A 17,845-nucleotide genomic window follows, 5' to 3' on the forward strand; every position below is an offset into this window, starting at 1 on the left:
GCTCCGCGTCTGAAAAACCCTTCCCCCGACTCCTGAAGAGCAAGGGGGTGCCCCGACCGCAGCTGGGCACGGCAGGCGCAGACCTCAACAGTAGGCCGCAGAAGGCTCCTAAGGGCAGCGGTCGTCTACGGTTGCCCGAATGCGACACGGCCGCCCCTATGCATCTGGTATGCGCCGAACGGGTGGTCTTCAACCGCTACTCCTCGATCGGAAGTGTCGCTTCCGCCGCTGCCTCCGGTCCTTGTTCGAGCAGAACGGCGAAACCGTCCTCGTTCAGAACCGGCACTTTGAGCTGCATGGCCTTGTCGTACTTCGATCCAGGATTGTCACCTACGACGACGAACGCCGTCTTCTTCGAAACAGAACCGGTCACTTTCGCCCCGCGGCTCTGTAGTGCCTCTTTCGCTCCGTCGCGGGTGTGACGTTCCAGCGTGCCGGTGACCACCACGGTCAGTCCCGCGAGCGGGCGGGGCCCCTCGTCCTCGCCGGAGCCCTCCTCCTCCATGCGGACGCCGGCGGCCTTCCACTTGCGGAGGATCTCCTGGTGCCAGTCGACCGCGAACCACTGCTTCAGCGAGGCGGCGATGGTGGGCCCGACGCCCTCCACGGCGGCGAGTTCCTCCTCCGTGGCCTGCTCGATGCGGTCGATCGAGCGGAACTCACGGGCCAGGGCCTCGGCCGCGACGGGACCCACGTGCCGGATGGACAGGCCCGTGATGATCCGGGCCAGCGGGCGCTCCTTCGCCGCGGCGATGTTGTCCAGCATCGCGAGGGCGTTCTTCCTGGGCGCGCCCTCCTGGTTGGCGAAGACCGTGGCGATCTTCTCCTCGCCCGTCTTCGGGTCCCGCTTGGGCAGTCCGCTGTCCTGGTCGAGGACGTACGCCCTGATGGGCAGCAGCTGCTCGATGGTGAGGTCGAAGAGGTCGCCCTCGTCCCCCAGGGGCGGCTGAGCGGGCTCCAGCGGCTTGGTGAGCGCGGCGGCGGCCACGTAACCGAAGTTCTCGATGTCCAGGGACTTGCGGCCGCCGAGGTAGAAGAGGCGCTCGCGCAGCTGGGCCGGGCAGGTGCGGCCGTTCGGGCAGCGCAGGTCGATGTCGCCCTCCTTGGCGGGCGCCAGCGGTGTGCCGCACTCGGGGCACTCGGCGGGCATCACGAACTCCCGCTCGCTGCCGTCGCGCAGGTCGACGACCGGTCCGAGGATCTCGGGGATGACGTCACCGGCCTTGCGCAGCACCACCGTGTCCCCGATGAGGACGCCCTTGGCCTTGACCACGTCCTGGTTGTGCAGGGTCGCGAACTCGACCTCGGAACCGGCCACCGTGACGGGTTCCACCTGCGCGTACGGAGTGACGCGGCCGGTGCGGCCCACGCCCACCCGGATGTTGACCAGCCTGGTGTTGACCTCCTCCGGCGCGTACTTCCACGCGATCGCCCAGCGCGGGGCGCGGGAGGTCGAGCCGAGGCGGCCCTGGAGGGGGATCTCGTCGAGCTTGACGACGACGCCGTCGATCTCGTGCTCCACGGAGTGGCGGTTCTCTCCGTAGAAGGCGATGAACTCCCGGACGCCGTCGAGGTCGTCGACGACCTTGCCGTAGCGGGTCGTCGGCAGACCCCACTCGTGCAGCAGGTCGTACGCGTGCGAGAGGCAGTCGATGTCGAAGCCCTCGCGCGCGCCGATGCCGTGCACCACCATGTGCAGCGGGCGGGTGGCGGTGACGCGGGGGTCCTTCTGGCGCAGTGAACCCGCCGCCGCGTTGCGCGGGTTGGCGAAGGGCTTGTCACCGGCCTCCACCAGGCGGGCGTTGAGCTCCTCGAACTTCTCCATCGGGAAGTAGACCTCGCCGCGGATCTCCACGAGGTCGGGGATGCGCTCGCCCTGGAGGCGGTCGGGGATCTCCGCGATCGTCCGGACGTTCGGCGTGATGTCCTCGCCCGTGCGGCCGTCGCCGCGGGTCGCCGCGCGCGTGAGACGCCCGTGCTCGTACGTGAGGTTGACCGCGAGGCCGTCGACCTTCAGCTCGCACAGGAAGTGGTACGCGGACGTGCCGACCTCCTTGGCGAGGCGGTCCGCCCAGGCGGCCAGCTCCTCGTCGTCGAAGGCGTTGTCCAGGGAGAGCATGCGCTCGGCGTGCTGGACGGCCGTGAACTCCGTCGCGTACGCCCCCGCCACCTTCTGGGTCGGCGAGTCCGGGGTGCGCAGTTCGGGATACTCCTCCTCCACGGCCTCCAGGGCGCGCAGGAGCTTGTCGAAGTCCGCGTCGCTGACGACCGGCGCGTCCTTCACGTAGTACCGGAAGCGGTGCTCCTCGATCTGCTCAGCGAGCTGCGCGTGCTTCTCCCGTGCCTCGCTGGGCGCGGGCCCCGCAGCCGAAGCCGAAGCCGTCTGTGCGTCCTTGTCGCCGGCCACCGTGTCGTCCTCCGTCACTCTGGGTTGTCCGCGAGGGATCTCGCCGCCCGGACGCAGTGGGCGAGCGCCCTGCGCGCGTACTCGGGAGAGGCGCCCGCGAGTCCGCACGACGGGGTGAGCGTGACCGCGTCCGTGAGAAGCCCCGGACTCAGCCCCAGCCTGCGCCACAGCGTCCTGACACCCATGACGCTACCGGCAGGGTCCGACAACGGACCGTCCGTGCCCGCCACGACACCGGCGAAGAGCCGGGTCCCCGCCTCCACCGCCTCCCCGATGACGTCGTCGTCACGTTCGGTGAGGAGTGCGAAGTCGAAGGAGACGCCGGTCGCCCCGGCCCTGCGCAGCAGCGCGAACGGCACGTCGGGGGCGCACGAGTGCACGACGGAGGGCCCGCCCTCCTGCACGCCGATCACCTCGCGCAGGGTCGCCTCGACGAGCTGCCGGTCCACGGCCCGGTGGGTGCGGTAGCCGCTCGCGGACCGCACCTGGCCGCGCAGGACGGCGATGAGCGAGGGTTCGTCGAGCTGCAGGACGATCTCGGCGCCGGGGACACGGCGGCGTACGTCGGCGAGGTGTTCGCGCAGCCCCTCGGCGAGCGATCCGGCGAGGTCGCGGCAGGCTCCTGGGTCGGAGAGCGCGACCTCGCCGTTGTGCAGCTCCAGGGCCGCCGCGAGCGTCCAGGGTCCGACGGCCTGCACCTTCAGCGGCCCTTCGTAGCCCTGGGTGAACTCCTCCAGGGCGTCGAGGTCCTCGCCGAGCCAGGATCTGGCCCGCTTGGTGTCGCGGCCCGGCCGGTCCCCGAGCCGCCAGCCGCTGGGCTCCACGCGCGCGTACAGCTCGGCGAGCATCCCCGCGGTCCGGCCGATCATGTCCGCGCCGGGGCCGCGGGCGGGCAGTTCCGCCAGGTACGGCATGCCCGTCCCGGGGCCCTCGAAGGTCCCGGTCACGCTCTTGGCGGTCTCCCGGGCGTCCCCGCCCGGCATCGACCCGATGCCGGTGGCGGGGCCGGGCCTGAACTCGCTTTTTTCGCTCACCCGGGAAGCCTACGGAACGGGCGGGGGCCCGGGGCCCGCGGGAGGCAGGGTGAACGCCCGGGCCGGGTCAGCGGCCGGGGCGTACCGTCAGGTCGTTGACCTCGGCGTCCTTCGGCAGGTCGAGCGCCATGACGAGGGTCGTCGCGACGGACTCGGGGTCGATCCACTTCGACGGGTCGTACTCCTTGCCCTCCTGCTGGTGCACCTTGGCCTGCATGGCGCTCGCGGTGCGCCCCGGATAGACGGAGGTGACCCTGACCCCGTTCGCGTGCTCCTCGTGCCGCAGGGAGTCGGCGAGGGCCTTCAGACCGTGCTTGGAGGCGGCGTACGCGGACCAGTCGGCGTAGGCGTTGAGTCCGGAACCGGAGTTCACGAAGACCACATGCCCCTGTGCGAGCCGCAGTTGGGGCAGGAAGTGGCGGGTCAGCTCGGCGGGCGAGAGCAGATTGACGTCGAGCTGACGGCGCCAGGCCTTCGGGGTGAGGTCGCCGACCCTGCCGAGGTCGATGACGCCCGCGATGTGCAGGAGCGAGTCCACCCGGTCGGGCAGTGTCTGGTGGGAGAACGCCCAGGACAGCCGGTCCGGGTCCGCGAGGTCGCCGACGAGGGTCCGGGCGCCGGGGAACTCGGCGGCCAGTTCCTTCGCGCGGCCCGCGTCGCGCGCGTGGAGCACGAGGTCGTCCCCGCGCGCGTGGAGGCGGCGGGCGACGGCCGCGCCGATGCCGGAGCCGGCTCCGGTGATCACATGAGTAGCCATGCCCGCCATGCTCGCAGCACGCGTGCTCACTGCGTGCCGCGGCTCTCCTCCAGATAGGCGAGCGCGCCCACGGCCTCTTCCGCGAAGAACACCAGATCGGTGAGCGGCACGGGCAGGAATCCCTCGGCCTCCATGCGCAGGAACTGCTCCTTCAACCCGTCGTAGAAGCCGGCGGTGTTGAGCAGCACGACCGGCTTGTCGGTGTGCCCGTGCTTCTTCAGCTCCAGGATCTCGGTGGCCTCGTCGAGGGTGCCCGTCCCGCCGACCATGATGACGACGGCGTCGGCGTTCTCAAGAAGAAGCGCTTTTCGCTCCGCGAGATCCCGCGCGACGATCATCTCGTCGGCACCGGGGCGCGCCTTCGCCGACAGGAACTCCACGGAGACGCCCACGAGCCGCCCGCCCGCCTCCTGCACGCCGTCGGCGACGACCTTCATGAGCCCGACGTCGGAACCGCCCCACACGAGCGTGTGTCCGCCCTTGCCGAGCAGTTCGGCGAACTCGCGGGCGGGCCGGGTGTAGCGCTCGTCGAGCTCGGCGGCGGAGAGGAAGACACAGATGTTCATGCGCTCAATTTACGGGTCGCGCCACGGGTCGTCCCAGTCGTCCCGGGAGGGAAGAACGCGACGACGCCGGACGCTGTACTCACCAAGAACGTGGCGGACCCTCGCAGGACGTCCGCCACCTGCGCGCGACCTCTACCGAGGAGTCGAACCGTGACCAAGGGCCATCGCATCACCGTCGAGCAGGGCACCGAGCACGTCCGGGCGGTCCACAACGGCAAGGTGCTCGCCGACAGCACCCGCCCGCTGGTGCTGCGCGAGACGGGCCTTCCGCCGCGCTACTACCTCCCGCCGGAGGACGTCCACGTGGACCTGCTGACCCCGTCGGACACGTCCACGCACTGCCCCTTCAAGGGAGACGCGTCCTACTGGTCCCTCCCGGACGCCCCGGACCTGGTCTGGGCCTACCCGGACCCGAAGCCGGAGGTGGCCGAGATCAAGGACCACTTCTGCTTCTACGAGGTGGAGACGGTCACGGCGGGCTGACGCCCCACAGGGCGTCAGACGGCAGCGGTCGCCCGCTCCGTGGTGGCGATCGTTGCCGAGCCCACCACCCGGGTGTCGTCGTACAGGACGATCGCCTGGCCGGGTGCGACTCCCCGGACCGGCTCCGTGAAGGTGACCTCCAGGGTGCCGTCCACCAGCTCCGCGCGGACCTCCGTCTCGCCGCCGTGGGCGCGGAGCTGGGCCGTGTACGTGGCCGGGGCGGTCGGGGCCGCGCCGCACCAGCGGGGCTTGATGGCGGTGAGGGCCGAGACGTCCAGGGCGGCCACCGGGCCCACCGTCACGGTGTTGTTCACCGGTGAGATGTCCAGGACGTAGCGCGGCTTGCCGTCGGCCGCCGGGGTTCCGATGCGCAGGCCCTTGCGCTGGCCGATCGTGAAGCCGTACGCGCCCTCGTGGCTGCCGACCACCGCGCCCGACTCGTCGACGATGTCGCCCTCCGCCTTGCCCAGGCGCTTCGACAGGAAGCCCTGGGTGTCGCCGTCGGCGATGAAGCAGATGTCGTGCGAGTCCGGCTTCTTGGCGACCGCCAGGCCCCGGCGCTCGGCCTCCGCACGGATCTCGTCCTTCGTCGTGAGCGTGTCGCCGAGCGGGAACATCGCGTGGGCGAGCTGGCGGTCGTCCAGGACGCCGAGCACGTACGACTGGTCCTTCGCCATGTCGGACGCCCGGTGCAGCTCGCGCGTGCCGTCCTCGTTCACCAGCACCTTCGCGTAGTGGCCCGTGCAGACCGCGTCGAAGCCGAGGGCGAGGGCCTTGTCCAGCAGGGCCGCGAACTTGATCTTCTCGTTGCAGCGCAGGCACGGGTTCGGGGTGCGCCCGGCCTCGTACTCGGCCACGAAGTCGTCCACCACGTCCTCGCGGAACCGCTCGGCGAGATCCCACACGTAGAACGGGATGCCGATGACGTCCGCGGCCCGGCGGGCGTCGCGCGAATCCTCGATCGTGCAACAGCCGCGCGCGCCCGTGCGGAACGATTGCGGGTTCGCCGAGAGGGCGAGATGCACACCGGTCACGTCGTGCCCGGCTTCCGCGGCACGGGCGGCGGCGACGGCGGAATCCACGCCACCGGACATGGCGGCCAGTACGCGGAGGGGGCGGGGGCGCTGCGAGGTCTCAGTCATAACCCCTCAAGGGTACGGGTCCCCGGGAACCGGAGCCCGCGAGTATCCGTTGACGATCACATGGGGGAGACGACGAACGACTCGGACCGGGGCATCTCGCGCCGCGCGCTGTTCATCGGCGGGGCCGCGGCCGCCGTGGGCACCGCCGTGCTGGCCCGGGACGAGCTGGCGCGTCTGTGGTGGCGTACACCGGGTGTGGAGAAGCCGCGCAAGGAGGGCGAGGTCGACTTCGGGGGCGCGCACTGGGTGGCGGCGTCCTCGGCGAACTGGCGGCGGGCGGACCGGCCCGACGACTTCGGCATAGACCGCGTGATCATCCATGTCACGCAGGGCAGCTTCAAGAGCGCCGTGAAGGTCTTCCAGGACCCCGGCCACGGCGCCGCCGCGCACTACATCGTCGGCAAGGACGGCCGTATCACGCAGATGATCCGCGAGCTGGACGTGGCCTTCCACGCGGGCAACCGCGAGTTCAACGAACGCAGCGTCGGCATCGAGCACGAGGGCTTCGTCGACCGGCCGCAGGACTTCACGGACGCCATGTACGAGGCGTCCGCCCGGCTCACCGCGCGCATTTGCGCCCGGTACGACATCTCCATCGACCGCGAGCACATCATCGGGCACGTCGAGGTGCCGGGCACCGACCACACCGATCCCGGGCCGCACTGGGACTGGGGCCGGTACATACCCCTGGTGCGCGCGGCCGCCAAGCGTGACGCCGAGCGGACCGCCGACCCGAGCACCGGGCCGAGCACCGGCCCGAGTGGCGGTGCGACGGCCGCTTCGAAGAGCACCCCGGCCGCCGAGCGCGACGCGTGATCCGGCGAGCGCCCCGGAGAAGCGGCCCTGAGTAGCGGCCACAACCTGTCCTGTACCTCGCGAAGACTCTGCCCCGGCGGTCACACGGACCGCTCGTTCGCCTCGCAAGGAGTCTGCGCGTGTTCTCCGTTCTCGCCGACATCAACTGGCTCGCCGTCGTCATCGCGGCCGTCGCGTCGATCGTGCTCGCCGGCCTGTGGTTCGCCGTCGTGATCGCCAAGCCGTACGCCGTCGCCCTCGGCCGTGAGGGCGCGCCCGCGCCGGCGCAGACGGCCGTCACCGCCGCCGGTCCGCTGGTGTGCCTGACGGTCACCGTCCTGACCAGCGCCGTGCTCGTCGAGGCCCTGGACATCACCGGCCTCGGTGACGCCGTGGTCTTCGGGCTCCTCGTCGGGGTCGGGTATCTCGGCGCGATGACCTTCCAGATCGCCATCAACCCGAACTTCCCGCGCCCGCTCTACTACGGCGTCCTGAACGCGCCGTTCTTCGTCGTCACGAGCGTGCTCAGCAGCGTCGTCCTGGTCGCGATGCGCTGACGGGGCCGGGCACCGCCTAGCTGAGTCCCGCCGTGCGGGCCCGCTCCACCGCCGGGCCGATCGCCTTGCCCACGGCCTCCACGTCCGCCTCCGTCGACGTGTGGCCGAGGGAGAAGCGGAGGGTGCCGCGGGCCAGGTCCGGGTCGGTGCCGGTGGCGAGGAGGACGTGGCTGGGCTGCGCCACGCCCGCCGTGCACGCGGAACCCGTGGAGCATTCGATGCCCTGCGCGTCGAGCAGCAGGAGCAAGGAGTCGCCCTCGCAGCCGGGGAAGGTGAAGTGGGCGTTCGCCGGGAGGCGGCCCCCGTCCGCCGGGTCGCCGCCGAGGATCGCGTCCGGTACGGCCGCGCGGACGGCGTCGACCAGGTCGTCGCGCAGCGAGCCGATCTCGCGGTCGAACCACTCGCGCTGTTCGGCGGCGGTCCGGCCGGCCACGGCGAACGCGGCGACGGCCGGTACGTCCAGGGTGCCGGAGCGCACATGCCGCTCCTGGCCACCGCCGTGCAGGACCGGCACGGGGCTGTACTCGCGGCCGAGCAGCAGCGCCCCGATGCCGTACGGGCCACCGATCTTGTGCCCCGAGACGGTCATCGCGGCGAGTCCCGAGGCGGCGAAGTCGACGGGGACCTGGCCGAAGGCCTGGACGGCGTCCGCATGCAGCGGGACCTCGAACTCCCCCGCCACATCGGCGAGTTCGCGCACCGGCATGATCGTGCCGATCTCGTTGTTCGCCCACATGACGGTCGCGAGGGCGACGTCGTCGGGGTTGCGGGCGATGGCCTCGCGCAGGGCCTCGGGGTGGACGCGGCCGTACCGGTCGACCGGGAGGTACTCGACCGTGGCGCCCTCGTGCTCGCCGAGCCAGTGGACGGCGTCGAGGACGGCGTGGTGTTCGACGGGGCTGGCCAGCACCCGGGTGCGGGCCGGGTCGGCGTCGCGGCGGGACCAGTACAGGCCCTTCACGGCGAGGTTGTCGGCCTCGGTGCCGCCGGAGGTGAAGACCACCTCGCTGGGGCGGGCGCCCAGGGATTCCGCCAGGGTCTCCCGGGACTCCTCGACCGTGCGACGGGCGCGGCGGCCGGCCGCGTGCAGGGAGGAGGCGTTGCCCGTGACGGCGAACTGGGCGGTCATTGCCAGGGCCGCCTCCGGAAGCATGGGGGTGGTCGCGGCGTGGTCGAGGTATGCCATGGTGAGCCCGATTCTAGAGCCCGCTCTGGACCGACTTGGTCGGGCGGGGGCTGTTTGCGCCCCACCCACGGTCCGCGCCGGGGCCGGCCCGGCTCAGAAACTCCAGGACAGGGTGTTGTCCGCCGACATGAAGGCGACCAGGACCACGAGGTCGGCGACGCCGAGGCCGAGGCCCAGGAAGGCGCGTCCGCGGCGGGTGGTGCCCTTGAGGAGGGCCGTCGCGGCCAGGATGATCGAGACCGGGCCGAGGACGACGTTCAGGGCGAGCAGGCCGACCAGGCCGAGGATGAAGGACGCGACGGCCATACCGTCGGCGTCACGGGTGGCGCTCCGGCGCCGCGGGGCGGCGGTGGTGAGTTCCATGTGTCTGCTCCCAGCAGGCGGTCGTGCGTGGACGGTTGGCGGGGCGGGTGGCGGGACGGCCGGGCGGTTCAGCCCGAGGTCCCGCGGCGGCGGCCGTGGCGCTCGCGGATCGCGAAGACCATCAGCCAGACGCCGATGACCACGGCGGCCACCACGGTGAAGGAGAGCGGTGCGTGGGCCACGGTGCCCATGACGACGCCCAGCAGCAGGAGGGCTGCGACGAGGAACAGCATGAGTCGCCTCTCGTGACGGTTCGGTGAACGCTTGTGGTAACAGTTGTTCACTGACTCCAGAGTCTAGCGCGTCGGGCGACTTTCCCCACACGGAGAACAGTTGTTTACTGCATGGCATGAGTCACAGTCTCGGTGTCCGGCAGGCCCAGAAGCAGAAGACCCGACAGGCGTTCCTGGACGCCGCGTTGGGCCTGCTGGCGGAGCAGAGCCTCAGCAGCCTGGGCCTGCGCGAGGTCACCCGTGCCGTCGGCGTCGCCCCGACCGCCTTCTACCGGCACTTCCACTCGACCGCCGACCTCGGGGTCACCCTGGTCGAGGAGGCGTTGGGCAGCCTGCACCCGATGATCTCCGGCACGGTGGCGACGGCCGGCGACAGCGACGAGCGCATAGACCGTGCCGTCGCCCTGATCGCCCGTCATGTGCGCGCGTATCCGGCGCACATCCGGTTCATCGCACGGGAGCGCAACGGCGGGGTGCAGCAGGTCCGGGCCGCGATCGCGGAGCAGATGGACCGGTTCGCCGACGAGGTGCGGGCCGAACTGGCCAAGCAGGCCGAGTCGGACGGCTGGAGCGACGACGATCTGCTGATGCTCGCCGGGCTGTACGTCGACCAGATGCTGATGACCGCCAGCGCCTTCCTGGAGGCGGACCCGGACGACCCGGACGAGGAGGAACGGGTGGCCCGGGTGGCGAGGCGCCGGATGCGGCTGATCAGCATCGGCCGCCGCAACTGGCTTGGCTGACACCCCGCCACCGGCCGGGCCGGCGCCCGCCCCTGTCTAGCCCTGCGCCTGCTGACTCTGCTGCCCCTGACCCGGCTGACCCTGGCCCTGAGGTCCGCCACCCCCGCCCGGCCCGCAGCCGCCGCCCTGACCGCCGGGGCCGCCGCTCGGCATTCCCGACGGCATCCCGGAGGGCGCGCCCGACGGAGCCTTCCCCGTGGCCGCGCCGGAGGGTGCCCCCGAAGGCACTCCTGAAGGCGTTCCCGAGGGCGCCCCGGAGGGCATCCCCGACGGGGCCCCGCTCGGCCGCCCCGACGCGCCGCCGCCGGGACCGCCCGAGGGCGGCTGACAACTCGACTGCGCCGACGTTCCGTTGCCGCCGTCCGACGAGGAGTCGTCCGAGCCGCAGGCCGTCAGCAGGAGTGGCGCGAGCGCCAGCAGGGCGACGGCGGGGACGTGGCGTACACGCTTCATGAGAGCGACTCCGTTGTATGAAACCAATGAGATCAATCTGAGAAACGCATGCAACCAACCGTTCATGGGCCCCGCTTGGGCCCGCGCTGTGCCCCGCCTGTGGTTAGGGCAAAGGACACCTCAACTCCCCCACCGGTCACCGGCGTACGAAGGTCAGCCGAGCCGTACCCGGGCCAGCTGGCGGGACTGGGCGACGAGCCGGTCCGCGCTGTCCCAGACCTCGGCGTCCTCCTCCAGGAAGCCGCCCGCGAGGTTGCGGGTGGTGATGGCGATCCGCAGGGGCCCCGGCGCCGGACGGGCGCGCACGTGCACGGTCAGCTCGACGGTGGGCACCCAGCCGGTCAGGCCGAGTTCGAAGGCGGTCGGCGGCAGCGCGTCCACCGCGAGGAGCAGCGAGAGGGGGTCGGCGTCGCGGCCGTCGGCGAGGCCGAACCAGGCGCGCATCTCGCCCCGGCCGGACGGCGCTCCCAGGGCCCAGCCGAGCGTGCCCGGGTCGAGCTTGAGCATCAGCCGGTCGGCGATGGCGGAGCTGCCGGGGACGGGGGCGCCGTCGGGGCTGTCCGAGGCGCCGAAGCACTGGTCGATCGGCGGGATCGCGGGCGGCAGCGCGGTCGTGCGGACGTCGTCGGGCAGGCCGTCGAGGTCTCCGTACGAGGCGAGGACGCGGATCCGCTCGACCTCGTGGCCCTCCTCGTCGTACTGGAAGAGGGACGCCTGGCCGGTGGAGAGGGTGCGACCGGCGCGGACGGTCTCGGTGCGCACGACCGCGGGGCCCGGGCGGGACGCCGTCAGGTAGTGCGCGGAGATCGTGAACGGGTCGCAGTGCGGCAGGGCGTCGGCGAGCGCGCGGCCCAGGACGGCGAGGAGGTAGCCGCCGTTGACGGCGTTGATGATCGTCCACCCGGCGGACAGGTCGATGTCGTAGACGCCGGGTTCGCGTCGGGTGACCGCGGTGTCGCGGTCGAACTCGCTGTCGCCGATCCTGGCCCGCAGGGCGTGCGCGGAAGCTGCTTCTGGCATGGATGAACGGTACAACAGGTGATTACTAAGCGGTAGCTTTCCCTGTTTCGATCATGTGAACCCGAGGGGTCACTCCGGCACCTCCACCGCCGTCGAGCGCCGGTGCCAGGCGCGGGGCGCGCGCCAGTGGTAGCGCATCGCGAGCAGGCGCAGCGCGAAGGCGGCGACGACCGCGAGCCCCGAGGTGAACGGGCTCAGCACGTCGTAGCGGATGCACAGGACGACCATGGTGGCGCCGACGATGGCGGGCACGGCGTACAGGTCGCGGTCCCAGCGCAGCAGCGACGGCACCTCGTTGGCGAGGACGTCCCGCAGCACACCGCCGCCGACGGCCGTGGCGAGGCCGAGGGTCGCGGAGGCGGTGAGGCCGAGCCCGTACTCGTACGCCTTCGTCGTGCCGGAGACGCAGAAGAGGCCGAGGCCGGCCGCGTCGAAGACGTTGACCCCCAACTGGATCCGTTCCACCTCGGGGTGGAGGAAGAACACGAGCAGGGTGGCGAGGAGCGGGGTGAGGAAGTACCCGAGGTCGGTGAAGGCCGCGGGCGGCACCGCGCCGATGATCAGGTCCCGGAACAGGCCGCCGCCCAGCGCGGTGACCTCCGCGAGGACGGCCATGCCGAAGACGTCGAAGTTCTTGCGCACGGCCAGCAGCGCGCCGGAGATCGCGAAGAAGAAGATGCCGACGAGTTCGAGGGTGTGCTGGACGGAGGGAGTGAAGAGTTGCTGGAGCACCTCCGTATTCTCACCCAGCACTGAGCCCCCGCCTTACATTGCAAGGCGGGGGCTCGGTGTTACGTGCCTTACTCACGGCACTTGCTTCTCTTACTTCTCCTTGGCGGGAGCCTCGTCCTCGGGCCCGGTCGCGGTCGGCGACACGGCCGGCGTCTCGGCCGGAGTGGCCGCGACCTCCGCGACCTCCGCCGCCACCGCGGCCGAGGTCGCCGCGGACTCCGCGAGCACCTCGTCGGCCACCAGCTCCGCCGCCTGCTTCGCGACGGTCAGCAGCACGGTGTCCTGCGGTGCCTGGTCCTCGAAGTTCTCGGGGTGGTGGCAGGCGACCTGCTGGCCGGGCTTCAGCTCCAGGAGCGGCGGCTCGGTGGTCGTGCAGATCTGCGTGGCCTTCCAGCACCGGGTGTGGAAGCGGCAGCCGCTCGGCGGCGCGATCGGCGAGGGCACGTCTCCCTGGAGCAGGATGCGCTCGCTCTTGGCCGACTTGCGCCGCGGGTCCGGGATCGGCACGGCCGACATGAGCGCCTTGGTGTACGGGTGCATCGGCGCCTTGTACAGCGAGTCGCGGTCGGCCAGCTCGACGATCTTGCCGAGGTACATCACGGCGATACGGTCCGAGACATGGCGTACGACGGACAGGTCGTGCGCGATGATCACGTACGTGAGGCCGAGCTCCTGCTGGAGGTCGTCCAGCAGGTTCACCACCTGCGCCTGGATCGACACGTCGAGCGCGGAGACCGGCTCGTCCGCCACGACCATCTTCGGGTTGAGCGCGAGCGCGCGGGCGATGCCGATGCGCTGACGCTGGCCGCCGGAGAACTCGTGCGGGTAGCGGTTGTAGTGCTCGGGGTTGAGCCCGACCACCGACAGCAGCCGCTGGACCTCCTTCTTGACCCCGCCCTCGGGCGTGACGCCCTGGAGCTTGAAGGGGGCGCTGATGATCGTGCCGATGGTGTGGCGCGGGTTCAGCGACGAGTAGGGGTCCTGGAAGATCATCTGGACGTCACGGCGCATCGGACGCATCGCGCCGACACCGAGGTGCGTGATGTCCTTGCCCTCGAACTCGACCTTGCCCGCGGTCGGTTCGAGGAGCCGCGTGATCAGCCGGCCCATCGTCGACTTGCCGCAGCCGGACTCGCCCACGACGCCCAGGGTCTCACCGGACTTGACCTCGAAGTCGAGGCCGTCGACCGCCCGCACCGCGCCGACCTGCCGCTGGAGCAGGCCCTTGCGGATCGGGAAGTGCTTCTGCAGCCCGGTCACCTTCAGGAGCGTCTCGCCGGGAGCGGCGTCCCTGGTGAGGGTCGCACCCGAGGCCACGCCTTCGCGCCGTGCGGAGTCGGCCACTGGTTTGTCCTCTGCTTTGTCACTCACAGCTTCGGCGCAATCTCTTCGGTCCAGATCCGTTCCCGCTGCTCCGGTGTCATGTGACAGGCGGCCCAGTGCCGGCCGCCGACCTCGGCCAGTTCCGGACGGACCGTGCGGGTGACGTTGTCCTTGGGTACGTCCGCGTACGCGCAGCGCGGGTTGAAGGCGCAGCCCGTCGGGAGGTTGATCAGCGAGGGCGGGGAGCCCTTGACCGGGATGAGCCGTTCGGTCTGCTCACGGTCGAGCCGCGGCATCGAACCCAGCAGACCCCAGGTGTAGGGGTGCTTGGGCTCGTAGAAGACCTTCTCGGCCGGACCCCGCTCGATGCAGCGGCCGCCGTACATCACCAGGATGTCGTCGGAGAGTTCGGCGACGACGCCCAGGTCGTGGGTGATGACGATGACCGCGGAGCCGAACTCCTTCTGCAGGTCCCGGATGAGGTCGAGGATCTGCGCCTGGACGGTCACGTCCAGGGCGGTCGTCGGCTCGTCCGCGATCAGCAGTTCGGGGTTGTTGACCAGCGACATCGCGATCATCGCGCGCTGACGCATACCGCCCGAGAACTCGTGCGGGTAGCTGTCGACGCGCTTGTCCGGCTGCGGGATGCCGACGCGGTCGAGCATCTCGACGGCCCGCCGGCGGGCCGTCTTCTTGTCGACCTTGTGGTGGATCCGGTAGGCCTCCACGATCTGGTGGCCGATCGTGTAGTACGGGTGCAGCGCCGACAGCGGGTCCTGGAAGATCATCGCCATCTCGCGGCCACGCAGCTTGCGCACGTGGTCGGGGTCGGCGGTGAGCAGCTCGGTGCCGTCCAGCCAGATCTCGCCGGAGATCTGCGCCTTGCGCTTGCCGTACTGGCCGGTCGTGTGCAGGCCCATGATGCCGAGCGAGGTCACCGACTTGCCCGAACCCGACTCGCCCACGATGCCGAGGGTCTTGCCCTTCTCCAGCGAGAAGCTGAGCCCGTCGACGGACTTGACCAGTCCGTCGTCGGTCGGGAAGTGCACCTTGAGGTCGCGGACTTCGAGGAAGGCGGAGGGCGCGGGCGAGTCCTTGACGGGCTCCCCCACGGCGGCTCCGCTCTTGCTGAGTTCGGTCATGAGAGCCTCACTCGGGGGTCGATCACGGCGTACAGCAGGTCGACCAGCAGGTTCGCGACGATCACCGCGAGCGAGGTGATCAGCGTGACGCCCAGGATGACGGGCAGGTCCTTGTCGCTGATCGCCTTGAGGACGGCCTGTCCGAGTCCGGGAAGGCTGAAGGTGGTCTCGGTGAGGATCGCGCCACCGATCAGCGCGCCGAGGTCCATGCCGAGCATGGTGAGGATCGGCGTCATGGTGGAACGCATCGCGTGCTTTCCGATGACGACGGGTTCGGTCAGGCCCTTGGCACGGGCCGTCCGGATGTAGTCCTCGCCCAGGACCTCCATCATGGTGGCTCTGGTGATGCGGGCGTACATCGCGGCGTACAGGAAGGCGAGCGTGATCCAGGGGAGGATCATGCCGCCGAACCAGCCGGTGAAGCTCTCTTCGAGAGGTACGTAGCTGCCGTCGATCCAGCCCAGTCCGTAGCTGAAGATCGCCAGCGAGAGCATGCCGGTGAAGTAGATGGGGAGCGAGACGCCGCCGAGGGCGACGATCATCGCGCCACGGTCCCAGACGGAACCGCGCTTGAGCGCGGAGAGCACACCCGCCGCCACACCGAAGAGCAGCCACAGGATGGCGGCACCGAGCGCGAGACCCAGGGTCACCGGGAAGCGGTCGGTGAGCACCGGCCAGATGGCCTGCTCGCTGCGGAAGGAGTAACCGAAGCAGGGCGCCGCGCACTCCGTGACGTCGCCGCCACCCGAGTACGTACGGCCTACGAAGATGCCTTTGAAGAACTCCCAGACCTGGGCGAAGATCGGGTCTGCCAGACCGAGCTTCTGCCGCACGGCCTCGATGGCCGCAGGGTCCGCCTGCTTGCCGACGAACATCGTGGCCGGGTCCACGCCCGCCCAGCGGGGGACGAGGAAGAAGATGCAGAAGACCACCAGGATGATGATCACCAGCATCACTGCGGCGGCGAAGAGCCGCCTGATGAGGTATGCGAGCACTGCTCTCGGCCCGGCGGCGGGGCCGCGGGCCACCGGAGGTCTTCCGGTGGCCCGCGGGTCACGCCGCGCCGGCCTTCACCTGCCTTTCGTGCCGTATGGCGGGTGCGCCGGTCGGTGTTACTTCTTCAGGCCGAGGTTGACGAAGTCGTACTGACCGCTGTAACCGTCGGTGGTGTAGACGTTCGCCAGACGGCTCGAACGCCAGTTGATGAACTTCTCGAAGACGAAGGGCAGGTAGTAACCGCCCTCCATGACCTTGTGGTTGATCTCCGTGGAGATCGCGGCCTTCTTCGTGGAGTCGAGCTCCTTGGTGTAGCTGTCGAAGAGTCCGTCGATCGTCTTGTCCTTGATCAGGGCGAAGTTGTTGTTGCCGCTCTCAAGGATGTAGTCGCCGCTCCACAGGGGCAGGCCGTAACCCTGGACGCTGGGGAAGTCGGGACCCCAGCCCATGATGATGATGCCGTAGCCCTTCTTCTTGACGTTCGAGGGGCTACCGATGATGCCGGTGGTCTGGGCACCGTCGAACTGCTCGATGTCGACGGTGATGCCGACCTTCTTCAGCGACGCCTGGAGGGACTCGGCGGTCGCCACCTCGACGGGCTTGTTGTTGCGGACCGCGATGGTGGTCTTGAAGCCGTTCGGCTTGCCGCAGGCCTTGAGCTCTTCCTTGGCCTTGGCGACGTTGCCCTTCTTGTTCGCGGTCGCCGACTCGTACGGGTCGTACTTCTGGCCCTCGGAGCCCGGGACCGACGGCGGCAGCATGTTGGTACCGATGTCTCCACCGGCGACCGGGCCGCCACGAGCGGTCTGGAGCGACTCGTGGTCGGCACCGTAGATCACGGCCTTGCGGCAGTGCTCGTTGTCGAACGGCTTGACGCTCTGCGGGAAGACCGCGTAGCGGATGTAGCCGGAGACCGGGTTGTCCAGGTTCTCCTTGTGCTCCTTCAGGGCGGTGGTGCGGCCCTGCGGGGAGAGACCGGTCTGGCCGATGTCCAGGTCGTAGTCGCCCTTGATCAGGCGCTGGTCCATGTCATTGGCGTTGGTGAAGAAGTCGACCGTGATCTTGTCCGGGTAGGCCTTGCGGATCGGGTCCGAGGCCTGCTTCCACTCGGTGTTGCGGACGAGCACGATGCCCTTGCTGGGCGTGTACGACTGGAACTTGTACGGGCCGGACGAGAACGGCTTCAGGCCGTACTTGGACTTGGTGTCCTTGTCCTGGCGGACCGGGGAGGCCGAGGTCAGCGCGAGCATCTCCTCGAAGTCCGAGTTCGCCTCGGGCAGCTTGAAGATGATCGTCTTGTCGTCGGGCGTCTCGATGGCCTTCAGACCGAGCTTGTCCGCGGACTTGTCCTTGTACGGGCCCTTGTACTCCTTCTTCGGGTCGAGGACCTGCTGAAGGTAGATCGGACCGCCGGAGAGCACGTCCTGCGCCCACGCGCGCTCGATGCCGTACTTGACGTCCTTGGAGGTGATGGGCTTGCCATCCTCCCAGGTCGACCCGTCACGCAGCGTGTACGTGTAGGTCTTGCCGTCGTCCGAGACCTTCGCGGCCGCGGTGGCGAGGTCCGGGGTGACCTTGGCACCGTCGGCGCCCGGCGCGGTCGCGTTGGTGACCAGCTGGCGGCTGTAGTACCGGGAGAAGTTCCACATGAAGCCGTAGTAACCGCGGGTGGTGTCCCACGAGTCGGCATCCTGGGCGCCCGCGAACTTGAGCGTGCCGCCCTTCTTGGCGAGGGAGGCCTGGGCGACCTTGTTGTTCGCGGCGTCGAAGCCGGCCGCGCCGGTCTTCGAACCGCCCCCGTCGTCGTCGTTGCCGCCGCCGCACGCCGCCGTGGACAGCAGTGCAGCGACCACGGCTGCGGCGGCCACGGCCTGCTTGCGCCGCCCTGTGGTGCGTTGGGTACTCACTCGGAT

19 protein-coding genes are annotated in these 17,845 nt (G+C 70.2%); 4 read left to right on the forward strand and 15 right to left on the reverse strand.

All coding sequences use genetic code 11. The features are described 5' to 3' along the window. Nucleotides 1–196: 196 nt before the first annotated feature. The 4 genes from ligA to J8N05_RS34330 form a co-directional block, all read right to left on the reverse strand. Nucleotides 197–2,407, reverse strand: coding sequence for an NAD-dependent DNA ligase LigA (ligA, locus tag J8N05_RS34315; RefSeq protein WP_210890564.1), 2,211 nt, complete (start codon nucleotides 2,405–2,407; stop codon nucleotides 197–199). 14 nt (nucleotides 2,408–2,421) lie between these two features. Further along, nucleotides 2,422–3,441, reverse strand: coding sequence for a methionine synthase (locus tag J8N05_RS34320; protein ID WP_210889630.1), 1,020 nt, complete (start codon nucleotides 3,439–3,441; stop codon nucleotides 2,422–2,424). 67 nt (nucleotides 3,442–3,508) lie between these two features. After that, nucleotides 3,509–4,207, reverse strand: a complete 699-nt coding sequence (locus J8N05_RS34325; RefSeq protein WP_210890565.1) for an SDR family oxidoreductase — start codon at nucleotides 4,205–4,207, stop codon at nucleotides 3,509–3,511. A gap of 17 nt (nucleotides 4,208–4,224) precedes the next feature. Next, nucleotides 4,225–4,764: an LOG family protein gene (locus tag J8N05_RS34330; protein ID WP_210889631.1), complete on the reverse strand. Its 540-nt coding sequence runs from the start codon at nucleotides 4,762–4,764 to the stop codon at nucleotides 4,225–4,227. A gap of 150 nt (nucleotides 4,765–4,914) precedes the next feature. Here J8N05_RS34330 and J8N05_RS34335 point away from each other — a divergent pair, with 150 nt between their 5' ends. Further along, the gene (locus J8N05_RS34335; RefSeq protein ID WP_210889632.1) at nucleotides 4,915–5,247 is read left to right on the forward strand and encodes a DUF427 domain-containing protein; all 333 of its coding nucleotides are present in this window, start codon (nucleotides 4,915–4,917) and stop codon (nucleotides 5,245–5,247) included. A gap of 14 nt (nucleotides 5,248–5,261) precedes the next feature. Here the strand turns inward: J8N05_RS34335 and mnmA are convergent, their stop codons facing one another. Further along, a complete protein-coding gene (gene mnmA / locus J8N05_RS34340) occupies nucleotides 5,262–6,389 on the reverse strand; it encodes a tRNA 2-thiouridine(34) synthase MnmA (RefSeq protein WP_210889634.1) in 1,128 nt (375 codons plus the stop codon). Nucleotides 6,390–6,449: 60 nt separating this feature from the next. Here mnmA and J8N05_RS34345 point away from each other — a divergent pair, with 60 nt between their 5' ends. Together J8N05_RS34345 and J8N05_RS34350 are read left to right on the forward strand one after the other, a co-directional pair. Beyond that, nucleotides 6,450–7,205 (forward strand): N-acetylmuramoyl-L-alanine amidase, encoded by a 756-nt coding sequence (locus tag J8N05_RS34345; RefSeq protein WP_210889636.1) that lies wholly within the window; start codon nucleotides 6,450–6,452, stop codon nucleotides 7,203–7,205. A 119-nt stretch (nucleotides 7,206–7,324) separates the two neighbouring features. Beyond that, nucleotides 7,325–7,741, forward strand: coding sequence for a DUF1761 domain-containing protein (locus J8N05_RS34350; protein ID WP_107021877.1), 417 nt, complete (start codon nucleotides 7,325–7,327; stop codon nucleotides 7,739–7,741). Between the two features lie 16 nt (nucleotides 7,742–7,757). On the opposite strand, the gene J8N05_RS34355 is transcribed toward J8N05_RS34350, so the two are convergent. The 3 genes from J8N05_RS34355 to J8N05_RS34365 all read right to left on the reverse strand — a co-directional run bounded on the left by J8N05_RS34355 (nucleotide 7,758) and on the right by J8N05_RS34365 (nucleotide 9,523). Beyond that, complete coding sequence (locus J8N05_RS34355; protein WP_210889637.1) at nucleotides 7,758–8,927, reverse strand: cysteine desulfurase family protein; 1,170 nt, start codon at nucleotides 8,925–8,927, stop codon at nucleotides 7,758–7,760. Nucleotides 8,928–9,020: 93 nt separating this feature from the next. After that, nucleotides 9,021–9,290 (reverse strand): DUF4190 domain-containing protein, encoded by a 270-nt coding sequence (locus tag J8N05_RS34360; protein WP_210889638.1) that lies wholly within the window; start codon nucleotides 9,288–9,290, stop codon nucleotides 9,021–9,023. A 68-nt stretch (nucleotides 9,291–9,358) separates the two neighbouring features. Then, nucleotides 9,359–9,523, reverse strand: coding sequence for a hypothetical protein (locus J8N05_RS34365; RefSeq protein ID WP_210889639.1), 165 nt, complete (start codon nucleotides 9,521–9,523; stop codon nucleotides 9,359–9,361). A 116-nt stretch (nucleotides 9,524–9,639) separates the two neighbouring features. On the opposite strand from J8N05_RS34365, the gene J8N05_RS34370 reads away from it, so the two are divergent. Beyond that, nucleotides 9,640–10,266: a TetR family transcriptional regulator gene (locus tag J8N05_RS34370; protein WP_210889640.1), complete on the forward strand. Its 627-nt coding sequence runs from the start codon at nucleotides 9,640–9,642 to the stop codon at nucleotides 10,264–10,266. A 36-nt stretch (nucleotides 10,267–10,302) separates the two neighbouring features. Here the strand turns inward: J8N05_RS34370 and J8N05_RS34375 are convergent, their stop codons facing one another. From J8N05_RS34375 to J8N05_RS34405, 7 genes are all read right to left on the reverse strand, one after another. Continuing rightward, nucleotides 10,303–10,719 (reverse strand): hypothetical protein, encoded by a 417-nt coding sequence (locus J8N05_RS34375; protein ID WP_210889641.1) that lies wholly within the window; start codon nucleotides 10,717–10,719, stop codon nucleotides 10,303–10,305. Nucleotides 10,720–10,872: 153 nt separating this feature from the next. Next, nucleotides 10,873–11,739, reverse strand: coding sequence for a thioesterase family protein (locus J8N05_RS34380; protein ID WP_210889642.1), 867 nt, complete (start codon nucleotides 11,737–11,739; stop codon nucleotides 10,873–10,875). A 69-nt stretch (nucleotides 11,740–11,808) separates the two neighbouring features. Then, a complete protein-coding gene (locus tag J8N05_RS34385; RefSeq protein ID WP_210890566.1) occupies nucleotides 11,809–12,471 on the reverse strand; it encodes a trimeric intracellular cation channel family protein in 663 nt (220 codons plus the stop codon). Nucleotides 12,472–12,561: 90 nt separating this feature from the next. Continuing rightward, a complete protein-coding gene (locus J8N05_RS34390; protein ID WP_308286947.1) occupies nucleotides 12,562–13,815 on the reverse strand; it encodes an ABC transporter ATP-binding protein in 1,254 nt (417 codons plus the stop codon). Between the two features lie 23 nt (nucleotides 13,816–13,838). Next, nucleotides 13,839–14,936, reverse strand: coding sequence for an ABC transporter ATP-binding protein (locus J8N05_RS34395; protein ID WP_210889644.1), 1,098 nt, complete (start codon nucleotides 14,934–14,936; stop codon nucleotides 13,839–13,841). Further along, entirely contained in the window at nucleotides 14,933–15,931 is a 999-nt protein-coding gene (locus J8N05_RS34400; protein ID WP_210889646.1) for an ABC transporter permease, read from the reverse strand. The genes J8N05_RS34395 and J8N05_RS34400 overlap by 4 nt, the downstream gene beginning before the upstream one ends. A 117-nt stretch (nucleotides 15,932–16,048) precedes the next feature. Further along, the gene (locus J8N05_RS34405) at nucleotides 16,049–17,839 is read right to left on the reverse strand and encodes an ABC transporter substrate-binding protein (protein WP_210889648.1); all 1,791 of its coding nucleotides are present in this window, start codon (nucleotides 17,837–17,839) and stop codon (nucleotides 16,049–16,051) included. Nucleotides 17,840–17,845: the final 6 nt, after the last annotated feature.

The sequence above is a fragment of the Streptomyces liliiviolaceus genome, assembly GCF_018070025.1.
In the GTDB taxonomy this organism is placed as follows: domain Bacteria; phylum Actinomycetota; class Actinomycetes; order Streptomycetales; family Streptomycetaceae; genus Streptomyces; species Streptomyces liliiviolaceus.